General features: G+C 41.6%; 11 protein-coding genes and 1 riboswitch. Of the genes, 6 read left to right on the top strand and 5 right to left on the bottom strand.

From position 1 onward, the window contains the following. Positions 1–6 precede the first annotated feature (6 nt). The 3 genes from B5D59_RS17155 to B5D59_RS17165 form a co-directional block, all read right to left on the bottom strand. Positions 7–768, bottom strand: a complete 762-nt coding sequence (locus B5D59_RS17155) for a GTP pyrophosphokinase (protein ID WP_009498777.1) — start codon at positions 766–768, stop codon at positions 7–9. A 248-nt stretch (positions 769–1,016) separates the two neighbouring features. Next, positions 1,017–2,876 (bottom strand): ABC transporter ATP-binding protein, encoded by a 1,860-nt coding sequence (locus B5D59_RS17160; protein WP_078818779.1) that lies wholly within the window; start codon positions 2,874–2,876, stop codon positions 1,017–1,019. Further along, the gene (locus B5D59_RS17165; protein ID WP_009498779.1) at positions 2,873–4,597 is read right to left on the bottom strand and encodes an ABC transporter ATP-binding protein; all 1,725 of its coding nucleotides are present in this window, start codon (positions 4,595–4,597) and stop codon (positions 2,873–2,875) included. Before B5D59_RS17165 ends, B5D59_RS17160 begins: the two co-directional genes overlap by 4 nt. Positions 4,598–4,842: 245 nt before the next feature. Between B5D59_RS17165 and B5D59_RS17170 the strand changes: the two genes are divergently transcribed. Then, positions 4,843–5,460 carry a TetR/AcrR family transcriptional regulator gene (locus tag B5D59_RS17170; protein WP_078818780.1) on the top strand — a complete coding sequence of 206 codons (618 nt, stop codon included), beginning with the start codon at positions 4,843–4,845 and terminating at the stop codon, positions 5,458–5,460. A gap of 79 nt (positions 5,461–5,539) precedes the next feature. Here B5D59_RS17170 and B5D59_RS17175 read toward each other — a convergent pair whose 3' ends face one another. Then, on the bottom strand, positions 5,540–5,953 hold the full coding sequence (locus B5D59_RS17175; RefSeq protein WP_009498781.1) for a universal stress protein: 414 nt from the start codon (positions 5,951–5,953) through the stop codon (positions 5,540–5,542). Positions 5,954–5,965: 12 nt separating this feature from the next. Continuing rightward, positions 5,966–7,375 carry a SulP family inorganic anion transporter gene (locus B5D59_RS17180; protein WP_009498782.1) on the bottom strand — a complete coding sequence of 470 codons (1,410 nt, stop codon included), beginning with the start codon at positions 7,373–7,375 and terminating at the stop codon, positions 5,966–5,968. Between the two features lie 350 nt (positions 7,376–7,725). On the opposite strand from B5D59_RS17180, the gene B5D59_RS17185 reads away from it, so the two are divergent. From B5D59_RS17185 to B5D59_RS17205, 5 genes are all read left to right on the top strand, one after another. After that, positions 7,726–9,411 (top strand): methyl-accepting chemotaxis protein, encoded by a 1,686-nt coding sequence (locus tag B5D59_RS17185; protein ID WP_078818781.1) that lies wholly within the window; start codon positions 7,726–7,728, stop codon positions 9,409–9,411. Positions 9,412–9,580: 169 nt separating this feature from the next. After that, a riboswitch (TPP riboswitch) is annotated at positions 9,581–9,692 on the top strand. 84 nt (positions 9,693–9,776) lie between these two features. Further along, positions 9,777–10,346, top strand: coding sequence for an ECF transporter S component (locus B5D59_RS17190; protein WP_281250685.1), 570 nt, complete (start codon positions 9,777–9,779; stop codon positions 10,344–10,346). A 75-nt stretch (positions 10,347–10,421) separates the two neighbouring features. After that, positions 10,422–11,864, top strand: a complete 1,443-nt coding sequence (locus B5D59_RS17195) for an ABC transporter ATP-binding protein (RefSeq protein WP_245799560.1) — start codon at positions 10,422–10,424, stop codon at positions 11,862–11,864. Continuing rightward, positions 11,816–12,586, top strand: a complete 771-nt coding sequence (locus B5D59_RS17200; RefSeq protein ID WP_009498786.1) for an energy-coupling factor transporter transmembrane component T family protein — start codon at positions 11,816–11,818, stop codon at positions 12,584–12,586. The genes B5D59_RS17195 and B5D59_RS17200 overlap by 49 nt, the downstream gene beginning before the upstream one ends. Positions 12,587–12,688: 102 nt before the next feature. After that, complete coding sequence (locus tag B5D59_RS17205; protein ID WP_176132626.1) at positions 12,689–13,501, top strand: MBL fold metallo-hydrolase; 813 nt, start codon at positions 12,689–12,691, stop codon at positions 13,499–13,501. Positions 13,502–13,656 lie beyond the last annotated feature (155 nt).

The raw sequence follows: 13,656 nt of genomic DNA on the forward strand, positions 1-13,656 counted from the left end.
CGTATCCTAGTTAGACAGACTGACAGTATCCGATTTGCTACGGTCATTACCTAAAAGATCCAATAAGACTTTAGGAATCGAAAACTGTTGATCGTTAATAGTAAGCTGTGTTGCACTTTCTTCTTCATCCTTCACATTCATTGCTGCCATTTCAAGATGAAGACGCTCCATCTTATGATCTAGTGCAATTGCAGATTCGGCAGCTTCCTTTAATTCTCTTAACAGATGAGGTGGAACTGATTTGTTGTGTTTATAATATATTTTATGTTCCAAACTTGCCCAGAAATCCATGGCGATTGTACGGATTTGGATTTCCACAGCAACATGTTCTTCTCGATCTGACATAAAGACTGGTATTTCTACTAAAATATGCAGACTGCGATAACCATTTGATTTCGGGTTTTTAATATAATCCTTGATCTCTAAGACTTTAAGATCTCTTTGGCGCTGTAACATATCACTTATCTGATAAATGTCTGAAATGAAAGAGCAGGTAATTCGTAAGCCCGCTATATCCTTCACATTTCTTTTTATGTTTGAAAAAGTAATGTCGTGTCCTTTTCTTTGAAGTTTATTCAGTATACTTTCAGGTGACTTTACTCGCGACTTCGTATTTTCAATTGGATTGTAATCGTGTAAAATACGAAATTCTTCTTTCAATATATCTATTTTTGTTTCTAATTCATTCAGTGCAAATTTATACATCAACATAAATCTTGATAATTCATTTCTCATACTTTTCAATTGTTCTACCTGATATTGATCCATCCTATTATCGCTCCAGTTCCAAGCGCCAGCTCCTCGGATCGTTTCAGACTGACAGTAAAGGCAAAATGCCGCCTTTATTGTCAGTCTTCCAATGCCTGTCGGAGCTAGACGGCGCTTTCCACTTTTGGTTCATCCAGTTCCAAGCACCAGCCTCTTGGGTCGTTTCGACTCTGCCAAAAAGGCAAAGAACGCCTTTGTGGTAGAGCCTCCAACGCCTGTCGAGGCTAGACGGCGCTTTCCACTTTTGGTTAGACAGCTGGTTTATCAGAAAACTGACTGTTGTAGAGATCCGCATAAAATCCTTGTTGATCCAATAATTCTTCATGCGTTCCCTGCTCAATGACTTTTCCTTGGTCCATCACTAAAATTAAATCTGCGCCTTGTATTGTAGACAGGCGGTGTGCGATGACGAAGCTGGTTCTGCCTTCCATTAACTGGTTCATTGCTTGCTGAATTAGCAACTCCGTTCGGGTATCGACACTCGACGTTGCTTCATCCAGAATCATAATTGTTGGATTAGCGAGAACAGCGCGTGCAATTGTAATCAGCTGTTTCTGTCCTTGTGAAACATTCGATGCATCTTCATTTAAGACGGTATAATAGCCTTCTGGAAGCGTCCGAATGAATTGATCCGCACGTGTGACTTGTGCCGCTTCGTAGATTTGTTCATCAGTCGCATGTTTATTCCCATAGGCGATATTGTCTTTGATCGTGCCATTAAACAGCCACGTGTCTTGCAATACCATTCCAAAAGTCGTCCGCAAATCTTCGCGTGACATCTTTCGCGTATCCATACCATCAATTTTGATTGTCCCGTTATTTAGCTCGTAGAAGCGCATGAGCAAGTTAATGATCGTCGTCTTCCCTGCACCTGTTGGCCCGACAATGGCGACGGTCTGACCGGGAGCCACATGAACATTCATATCTTTAATCAATAATTCGTCTGCGTAACCGAAGTCTACATGCTCAAAGTCCACTTCACCTTTTGCATGTTGCAAACGCACTGTGGTCACTTCGCTAATTTCCTCTTCCTCATCCAACAACTCAAATACCCGCTCTGCTGCTGCGATCGTGGATTGAATAATATTCGCGATGTTCGCCGTTTGCGTAATCGGCTGTGTAAATTGCTTCATATACGTAATGAACGCTTGAATATCACCAATTGAAATCGCACGCTGCGTAACTAATATCCCACCGATTACACAAATCAGTACATAGCTTAAGTTCCCGATCAGCGTCATCGCCGGCATGATAATACCTGAAATAAATTGGGCACGCCGTCCTGCGTCGTATAGCTGTTCATTAACATCTTCAAATTCAGCAATAGCCTTTTTCTCGTGACCAAATACTTTAACAACTTGATGACCTGTGTACATTTCTTCAATATGGCCGTTCAAATTTCCTAGCGTCCTTTGCTGATCCGCGAAGTGCTTTTGAGAACGTTTCAAAAACGGACGAATTACAAAGATGGATAACGGTAGTGTCACGAGCGCAATAATCGTCAGCATCGGACTGATCCATAACATCATCGCAAGAATACCGACAATCGTCACGACCGATGTGATAAACTGCGTAATTGTTTGCTGCAAAGTACTGCCGATTGTATCGATATCATTCGTCATACGGCTTAATGTATCACCAAAAGGATGCCCATCGTAATACTTAAGCGGAAGTTTCTCCAGCTTATGATTGACATCTTCACGTAAATCGAAGACCGTCTTTTGAGATACACTGGCCATAATGAACTGTTGAATGTAGCTGAATACGCTGCTCGTAACGTACAAGCCTGCTAGCAATAATAGCAATTTGCCAATTGCTCCGAAATCGATAGACGCATCAGGAATTCCATTAAACTTTCCATACGCACCTTCAAATAGCTCAGTAATGGCATTCCCCATCACCTTCGGACCCAGAACCATAAAAACCGTACTCAAAACTGCTGCAAAAAACACGGTGATTAACTTGCCGCGATGAGGTTTCAAATAGCCTAATAGTCTACGAAAAGTTCCTTTAAAATCTTTTGGCTTCTGACCCGCCATCATCATATTTCCGCCGCCAGGACCACCGCCCGGTCCGCCGTGAGATGGTCGCTGTTTATGTTCGCTCATGCGATATCCTCCTCTGTCAGCTGAGATTCGACGATTTCTTGGTACACTTCATTTGTTTGAAGTAGTTCTTCATGCGTCCCAATCCCTGCAACTTTTCCATGATCGAGGACGATGATTCGATCCGCATCCATCACTGAACTTACGCGCTGTGCAACGATTACGACAGTTGCATCTTTCGTTTCTTCTTTTAATGCCGCACGTAAATTGGCATCGGTCTTGTAGTCGAGTGCTGAAAAGCTATCATCAAATACATATATATCTGGTTTGCGAACGAGCGCACGTGCAATCGCAAGACGCTGCTTTTGTCCACCGGATAAATTCGAACCGCCTTGTGAAATAACGGATTCATATCCATCTTTCAATTGCTCAATGAAACTGGTTGCTTGTGCAATCTCAGCCGCATGTTCAATTTCACTTTGTGTTGCATCTTCTTTACCAAAACGGATATTTTCTGCAATCGTCCCTGAAAAGAGCAAAGCTTTTTGAGGGACAAAGCCAATTTTCGAACGGATTTCTTCCTGTGAGGAATCTTTAATTTCCACACCGTTAACTCGGATCGTTCCGCTCGCCACTTCATAGAATCGCGGAATTAAATTAACCAATGTTGTTTTTCCGGCTCCCGTACCGCCGATAATTGCAGTCACTTCTCCAGCTTTTGATTTAAAACTAATATTCGATAATGCTTGCTCTTCAGCGCCTGGATAGCTAAATGATACTTGATCAAACTGAAGTGTCGCGCGTTCCCTGTCCGCCTTTTCTGTCCCTTCATCCAAAAATGTCGGTACCATTTCAAGCACTTCATTAATCCGGTTCGCGGAAACTGCAGCACGTGGAATCATGATAAACATCATTGAAGCCATGACAAGCGACGACATAATCAGCATTACATATTGAATATATGCCATTAAATCTCCTATCTGCATGGCCCCATTATCAATTCGGATTCCACCGAACCAAATGATTCCTACAACAGTCAAATTCATTACGAGCATCATAACCGGCATCATAAACGCCATCACTTTGTTTACTTTAATCGAAACGTCTCGTAAATCCTCATTTGCTCCGCGCAATCGAACTTGCTCATCTTTTTCACGGTTAAACGCGCGAACGACCCGCACACCCGTTAGATTCTCACGTAATACTAGATTCAAACGATCGATTCTTTTTTGAACAGCTTTGAAGAGCGGAATCCCTTTGTGCAATATAAATAAAATTAACCCGACTAACAACGGCATGGTCGCTACGATGACAAGCGATAATTTCATGTCCTTGGATAACGCCATGATCAAACCGCCAACAAACATAATCGGTGCGGTTAACACCATACGAAGAATCATAATGACCACTTGCTGCACTTGTGTAATGTCATTGGTCGTCCTCGTGATAAGGGAGGCCGTGCCTAATTTATCAAAGTCTTGCTGTGAAAAATTCTCAACATGAGTAAATACTTTGCGACGAATGTCCCTGCCCAGTCCCATCGCAGTTTTTGATGAGTAAAAGCTGACGGCAATGGATGCTATAGCACTAAGTGCAGAGACTACGAGCATCAGTCCGCCGATCTTCCATATGTAGGGGATGTCTCCTACCACAACACCTTTATCGATAATATCCGCCATCAGCGTCGGCAAATACAATTCGGACATTGCCTGAATGAAAACAAGTCCAAAGATTGCAGCGACCATCCATTTATAGACGGATAAATTTTTCAGGATTTTAATCATTCTATGGATTCCTCAATTCTTTTGAGATTTAGAAGCACAGCGATTTTAGAAGAAGCTGACCATGAGTAATCACTTACATGTGACAACGTGTCACTCGTTACTACTAATTTATAATAAATGACGCAAGACAGCATGTCAACGAATAGATGACATGCTGTCACTTTTTATATTGACACGTCCCACGCCGCGATTTATCATAGATTTATGACGTATTATCGCTTACCAATTTGAGTGGGAGGCCAATCATGCCAAAGCAAACTTTTTTTAATTTACCTGCTGAAAAACAAGATAACTTACTGAATGCAGCGAAGAAAGAATTTTCCAGAGTTCCATTACATGAAGCAGTCATTTCCAATATTATTAAAAGCGCAAAAATACCGAGGGGAAGTTTTTATCAATATTTCGAGGATTTAGAGGACTTATTTTTCTATATTTTAGAGGAATATGTAAAGCGAAATAATGAGAGGTTTACCTTGCAACTAAAACTGAACAATGGGGACTTGCTAGATACTTTTATTAGTGTCTTTCAATCGATGCTACATGATTTCCAAAGTGAAGAGCACCGTATCTTCTTTAAAAACGCGTTTTTAAATATGAATCATAAAGTGGGAAAGGCATTTACAAACCATACCGACTTGGAAAACTTTATGGCTCGGCGATCAGAGCTTTTGGAATTAGTTGACACCAAAAAAATGGCTATCGAGAATGAACGAGAATTACTTCACCTGATGAATATAATCAAAGCTGTGACATTCCAAAATATAGTTCAAAGCTTTGCTATGCAACTAACTCCTGATGAAGCGTTAAAAAGATACACACTAGAAATTAATATGTTGAAAAGAGGTCTATACCAAAACGATTAATCTATTTCTTTACACTGCACAATGAAAAAAAGGTACATGCAAAATAAATTTGCAAGTACCTAACGTATAATACTAATTTTCATTTCACTACCGTAACAGGACAGTCCACATGCTTCAATACTTTGTGACTGACACTTCCAAGCACCATCTCTTGGAACGCATTCAAACCACGGCTGCCGATGACGAGTTTGTCTATTTTCTCCGCGTTCACATACTTGATGATTTCCAGGCTCGGATTCCCTTTCAGCATCGTGCTTCTTGCATTTACGCCTGCCTCTCGTGCATACTCTAAAATCGGTTGCACTTTTTGCTCACGTTTTAGCGATAGGCTTTCCGGACTCTGCGACAGCAGCCGCTCATCTTTTGCCTTACTATAATCCTGTACATAGATAATCTCTAAATTTGCTCCAGGCAAGTATTGAGCAAGCATAACCGCATGTTTTGCGGCACGCAGAGCATTTTCAGAACCATCGACCGCTACAGCTATCTTCATATAAATTCCCCCTCAGAGTAATTTTTTATATAAAATTTCACTGGAAGCATTCAATCCTCGAATAGTAACATCCGTACCTTTCGCCTCCAGCTTCTGCTTCACCTTGAATATTGCCCCGACTGCAGATTCATCCCAAAGCTGGCTATCTCCAAAATCGATGATGATTTCCTTTTCTGCCGTATCATCAAATGATTGAATGAATTTTGTAGTGGAGGCAAAAAACAATGGCCCTTTAATCCGATATACCCCTGCATTTTTCGTCACTGTCACACGAGATATTTTAGCGACAAAGAACAGTGCGCTTAAAATCACACCAATCACCACGCCAATCGCTAAATTATGTGTATATAAAATAATCGCAACGGTAATCAGCATTACAATTGATTCCGATTTCGGTGCTTGTCTCAAAAACTTGAATGATCCCCAATTAAACGTTGTCATACTTACCATAATCATGACTCCGGCAAGAACAGGCATTGGAATTTTGACAACCACATCTCCCAAAACAATAATTAAAAAAATCAGGAACACGCCTGCAGTCAATGTGGATAAACGTCCCCTGCCTCCTGATTTAATATTGATGACCGACTGACCAATCAACGCACAGCCTGCCATGCCGCCAAAAAAACCAGTGATGAAGTTGGCGATCCCTTGTCCGCGCGCTTCTCTATTTTTATTACTCGGTGTAGCCGTCATATCGTCCAACACCTGAGATGTCAGTAATGATTCCAGTAAACCGACAACCGATAAAGCCAAGGAATACGGCAGAATGATTTTCAGCGTTTCGAGGTTCAGCGGGATATCCGGCAGAAAAAACATAGGCAATGAACTTGGCATTGTTCCCAAATCCCCGATCGTCTGCAATTTCACTCCACTTAAAAGGGCTACTGTCGTCATAACGACAATCGCAATCAACGGTGCAGGAATTGCCGTGAAAAACCGCGGAACTGCATACACTAAAATTAAAGTAACCACTGCGAATATATAGGTCATCATGCTCGACCCAAGCAAATAGGGCATTTGCGTAATAAAAATCATAATTCCCAAGGCATTGACGAATCCGAGCATGACGGAGTTTGGAATGAAGCGCATTAAATTCGCAACACCCAGACTCCCTAAGATTAATTGAATAATCCCTGTTAAAATAGTGGCTGCAAGTACATATTGTAAGCCGTGATTCGCCATCAAACTGACAAGAACCAAAGCCATCGCACCAGTCGCAGCTGAAATTAGACCGGGACGGCCGCCAACAAATGATGTGATGACCGCAATGGTGAAGGAAGCATAGAGCGCGACACGCGGATCGACACCGACGATAAACGCAAAAGCCAGAGCTTCCGGAATAAGTGCCAGTCCTACAACAATGCCTGCCAAAAGATCAGCACGGACATTCCCAAGCCATTGCTGTTTAAAAGTATGCATATTGTTCTCCTCTCATGATGTTCCAACTAATTTAACTTCATAATTGAATGGTATTAGCTTATCATCTACAATTCCATAAATAAATAGTACACTGCAAGCTATCTAATTGCATGCATACTTCTTCATTATATCGTTACTTGGGTGATCTCACCCTCACCTTTACCATTACTTTGCTCAGCCTTTTATTAACTATATTTTTAGTCTTTCCTACCACTCTATAGATAACAACAGAAATAAATGGTATAATTGAATTACTTACTTATTACTTTTAGTTCTATTTAAACATCAATAGTTCTTCAGTTTTATAGGTAAAAGAAACTCTATGAAATAAGAAGGGAATAAGGATAATAATGGGCACATTCAAAAGCATACGGGGAAAAATGTTGTTTGGATTTTCTACTGTAGTCATTTTAATTGTTTTATTAGGTGTTTATATCGTTTACACATTAAATCATTCTAATAACTTAACGAAAGCGGTTTTAGATAAAGAACTGCCACTTTTAATTATAGATGAACAGCTATCTCTGGATATGGCGAATCAACTCGCAGCGTCTCGTGGTTTCATTCTGACAGGTGACGACAGTTTTAAAGAGTTGTTTAATAGCTACACCGAAAAAAGTGAAAATCGTCAATCATCTTTAAAAAAACTAGGGGGAACCCAAGAAAGTATTAACCTATTCGAAAGAACGGTTGAATGGCGTAATTTTGTTACTGAACAAGTATTCGCTGAATATGAAAGAGGAAATGAAGAGGAAGCTCTTCGTAATGTTATGTCGATGACTGATGAAGCTCGTAGTTTAATGTCGTCTTACGAAGAAGCAGCTAAAAACCGAGAAAATTTTATTATTGATTTAGAGAAAAATATGCTAGCAAACGGGAAAACGACATTACTTATTGTCACTGGAGTAATTGTTCTAGTCATTCTTTTAAGCATAGCCACGGCTATAATTACAGCTAACTCGATTTCAAGACCACTCCGAATCGTCATGAATCGAATGAAACTCATTACGAGCGGAGATTTAAGTAGCGAGCCTATGGAAACACATCTTAAAGATGAAATCGGCCAATTAATCGCATCGACGAATGAAATGAGTGCCAGCACTCGTCATTTATTAGATGAAATCAATCATGTGGCCGAAACTGTGTCTACACAAAGTGAAGAATTGACTCAATCAGCAAATGAAGTAAAAGCAGGCACGGCCCAAATTGCCATAACGATGGAAGACTTAGCAAACGGCACAGAGTCTCAAGCCGATAACGCCACGATTTTGTCATCCTCCATGGAAACTTTCGTAGCAAAAGTGATGGAAGCCAATGAAAATGGTATGCATGTACAAAAATCTTCCACTTCGGTTCTTGAGATGACGAACCAAGGAAGTGAATTGATGACTTCTTCTTCCAAGCAAATGGCTGTGATTGATCAAATCGTTCACGATGCCGTTGTTAAAGTAGAAGGATTGGATCAGCACACGCAAGAAATCTCTGAACTAGTTTCTGTCATTCAAGACATTGCGGGCCAGACGAATTTATTGGCATTGAATGCCGCAATTGAGGCTGCGCGAGCTGGCGAGCATGGGAAAGGCTTCGCAGTCGTAGCGGATGAAGTGAGAAAACTTGCAGAGCAATCTTCTTCATCTGTCACAAACATTACAGATATCGTCAACCGCATTCAAAATGAATCCAGAACAGTAACAGATTCACTGCAGGACGGGTATAAAGAAGTCGAAGAAGGAACAAGCCAAATTAAACAAACGGGTGAAACATTCGATAAAATCAGTACAGCTGTTACAGAAATGGCGAATCGAATTCGCAGTATAGCTGAAGACTTAAACGACATTTCAGCAAATGGCCAGGAAATGCGCAGCTCTATAGAAGAAATTGCAGCAATTACCGAGCAATCTGCAGCAGGGGTCGAAGAAACTTCTGCCTCATCCGAACAAGCAAGCAGCTCCATGGAGGAAGTCGCTAATAACTCCAATGATTTAGCAAAACTAGCAGAGGAATTGAATCTACTGATGCAACGATTCAAACTCTAAAATCGCATATCTTTTCAAATGCACCGATAATAGCGTCTTCTCTAATTACAGAGTAGACGCTTTTTGAACGACAATAACACAGCCACAAATTCTTACTTTTTCACATGTAGTCTATTGCGCCTCAGGTTGCCAGATAAATTAGACTGTTGTATACTATGACTGCTTACATAATTGTCCGTACGGGTGCTTGAGTGAATCAGGCTGAGATAGCAGATAAAACCACTGCTGACCGTTAATCTGATCTGGGTAATGCCAGCGTAGAGAGCGTTCGAAGGGAATATCTGGGACCTGCATGTCCCCTCCTCGGCTGTCTGCTCTTTCAGACGGCTTTTTTGTATAGGCAAAAAAAGAAGGAGTGGGATCTATTGAAAAGATTGAAATTCACAGATTTATTGATCACGATTATGATCGGGGTCGTTTTCGGAATCCTGATGAAGTTCTGGGATGATCTGTATACCGTTGTAAAGCCGATCCTGCCAGTTGCACGTCAGCTGATTTATGGAATGTGGTTCATGGTCGGTCCATTTGCTTATCTGCTCATCCGTAAACCCGGTACAGCGCTGATCGCAAGTATTGCAGGGGCTAGTTTATCCGCATTTGCCGGGCATGGCATCGAAGTTCTAATGTATGGTTTCGTTCAGGGACTTGCAGCAGAATTGCTGTTTGCAGCGTTCCGTTATAAACGCTTCTCAATGGTAGTTGCTGGATTAGCGGGCGTCGCTTCATGCCTGGCCAGCTTTACGCTCGACTTGTTCTATGGTTATGCAGCACTTGAAACGTGGGCACTTATCGTGAAATATGGACTACGTGCCATCAGTGCATTCATCTTCACTGGGATTTTCGCCGTGCTGATCGTCCGGGCACTCGAAGCAACTGGTGTGACGTCTTTAATTCGTCCAGTCGATAAAAAAGAATATACGATGCTGGATCGGTAAATTTTGATGAATTATTCGAATCTACATGCCATCAATCTAACCAATCTGCGTTTAAAATTTCCTGGAGAGGATTCCTTGATCTTCAAGGATCTCTCCTTTTCGGTTCAGCCAGGTGAAAAAGTACTCATGCTCGGACCAAGCGGCTGTGGAAAATCGACGTTACTGCAAGTGCTCAGCGGAATCGTTCCGAACTCCATTGAGTTGCCAATGAAAGCCGATAAAATCAATCTGCCCGACTCATGGGGCTTCGTCTTTCAAGATCCCGATACGCAGTTCTGTATGTCATATGTCGATGAAGAGCTCGCTTTTGTACTGGAAAACCTGAACGTACCGCGCAGCGATATGGCACCTTTGATAGAAGAGGCGCTAAAACGCGTCGATCTACATTTGGAAAACTTACACACACCGATCCTTGAACTATCTCAAGGGATGAAACAACGGCTTGCACTTGCTTCCGTACTTCTGCTAAAGCCCGATGTTCTGTTTCTCGACGAACCTTCCGCATTACTTGATCCCGAAGGCACCGAACAAATCTGGTCATCTATTAAACAAGCAACTGCTGATAAAACCGTAATTATTGTTGAGCATAAAATTGACTTGATTGCAGACTGGGTAGACCGTGTTGTCTTGTTTAATGACCATGGAATTATTCTAGCGGACGACTCTCCTTCCACCATTTTCAAGCACTATCAAGAAGAATTGAAACGCTACGGTATTTGGTATCCAAGTGTGTGGGATGAGTATAAGGAATCTGAGTCTTTTAAATCGATGATGCATGAACGTGAACAAGTTTCCTCATTTGAAAAGATCCTTCTCAACGACTTTCATGGTTTTCGTGGCACTGCCCCGAAAATCTTTGCAAAGAAAGCAGTGGCTAAAACAGGTGACTGGATTGCGATCACGGGTGAAAATGGTTCAGGAAAAAGTACGCTGCTTCTTTCTCTTATGCAATTATTACGCACTGAAGGCATCTATAAAGTGAATGGTGAACGCGTTATTCAGAAGAAAAGGAAAAAGCAGTTGCCTAAAGGACTCTCGCTCGTCTTTCAAAATCCAGAACTGCAATTTGTGACGAATTCGATAGCTGAAGAATTAACGGTCTCTCTGCATAAAATGGGCAAACCTCAAGCAGTGAACTATGCGGCAGATTTAATGCAACTCTTTAATTTACCGAATTCAGGCACACGGCATCCTTATCAGCTTTCCACGGGCCAAAAGCGTCGTTTAAGTGTGGCCACTGCCTTGACTCCGCAAACGGATATTTTGCTTTTGGATGAACCTACTTTTGGTCAAGATGCACGCAATACATTCGCGATTTTAGAGAAGCTTGAACAGCTACGCGTTCAAGGAATTACGATTCTCATGGTGACCCATGACATGGAGATCGTGAAAAACTTTGCGACTTCAGTATGGACAGTGGCAGACGGCGTATTGTATACAAACAATGAAATGGTTGGAGGTGTATTTGAATGCTTGCATGGTTCACACCTAGACGAGAAACATGGCTATTCAAAGTAAACCCTGCACTCAAATTCATCATCTTCTTTGCTTTTCTGCTCATCACCTTATTTAATCAGAACTTGTCGTTTGCAGTTTGGCAAGCAGTGCTGTACGGCATTCTGTTTTACGGATTCAGCGGTTATTCAATGAAAAAACTTGCTTTGCTGTCCATTCCCTTAGCCATTTCTTTCTTTTCTTCCGCTCTCACCATCGTGCTCTTCGGTAAAGGCGAGTCCGTGCTTTGGCAATGGGGGCTCATCAAGATTTCCGAGGAAAGTATTCAACATGCACTATTACTCGGCAGTAAATCGCTGTCATTCGGCTTTGTCGGATTTACTTTTTTGCTGACTATACAACCTATTCTATTTTTCTATGCGATGATGCAGCAATTTCGCCTACCTTCCAAGTATGCCTATAGCTTCATCGCTTCCTTTCGCTTGATTCCTGCCGTAACGGAAGAACTTCAAATACGCAGAAATGCTCTTAAGGTACGGAATATCCAGTTTTCTCGGGGACTTAAAGGTATGTATGAACGTCTGCAAATGTATACAGTTCCCTTATTTGCAGAGAGTATTCGCCGCGCTCAGCGTATTGCCGTTGCGATGGAAGCTAAACAGTATCAAATGGGGGCTGCCAGAACATATTATTATCCGACTCGCTATAGTTTAATGGATGGCATATTTCTTACCGTAATGGCAATTGGACTTGGCTTTGCTTTAATGTTAGCGTTCTGGCGGTGATTTAGATAAAGTTGAAATAATCAGAACTTAACACTCCTCAGATGAATACTCATTCATTTTATGGTACTCTTGTTTTAAAGCTTCAAGAAAGAGGTGGGGCAAGTGTTCATAAAAAAGAGTGCAGGTGAAGGGGAAGTAAGCGGTGTACAATTTATCAATGGGATGGTCTCGTTAAAAGGCGTTAAGCTAAATGTCCATTGTTTTGAAACAGATGGGGTGCTGATTGACACAGGTTCACAGTCGGTGCTGAATAAATTCAAACCTTTCTTTGCAAAAGCGGACGTCGACTATGCCGTCGTTACTCATTCACACGAAGATCATACAGGCGGGGCAAGATTTCTGCAGACTGACCATGGTCTGCCGATTTATATGAATAAAATGACCATCGGAGAATGTGCGGATAGAGCGAAATATCCAATGTATCGAAAATTTTTTTGGGGTAAAAGACGTCCTTTTGAGGCAGAGCCGATCGGCGAAACTTTCACATCACGTAACGCGAATTGGAAAGTTATCCCCACCCCCGGCCACGCTTCAGATCATCTAGCATTCTTAAATGAAGAAACAGGCCAACTATTTTCAGGAGATTTATACGTCCATCCGAAAACGAAAGTCGTATTGCGCGATGAAAGCATCCCAATCATCATCCGATCCATTGAAAAAACGCTGTCTTATAATTTTGGAGAGATGTTCTGTTGTCATGCAGGTTATGTAAAAGATGGGCGAAAAGCATTGACAGAAAAACTTGAATATCTTGAGAAACTTCGTGAACGCACACTAGCCTTACATAAGCAAGGCTATGGGGAGAAAGAAATCCACACACAACTATTTCCTAAAAATTATCCGATTACCAAATTTTCATCGGGTGAATGGGATTCAATACACATAATTCATTCTATTTTAGCTGATCAAAAGTAGCAGCTTGCAGGTATAAATAGTTGCAATGGTGGCCACTAAGGCTGTCGGGTTGACGACAGTCTTTTTCTTTTTTAAAAAAAGCAGACGCTACTCCCACACACTGTATATTCCACTCCGTACCAAGCGTCAAAATGACCAAAGAGCTTTTCTTTGAC

The sequence above is a fragment of the Sporosarcina newyorkensis genome (assembly GCF_900167515.1).
Taxonomy (GTDB): domain Bacteria; phylum Bacillota; class Bacilli; order Bacillales_A; family Planococcaceae; genus Sporosarcina; species Sporosarcina newyorkensis.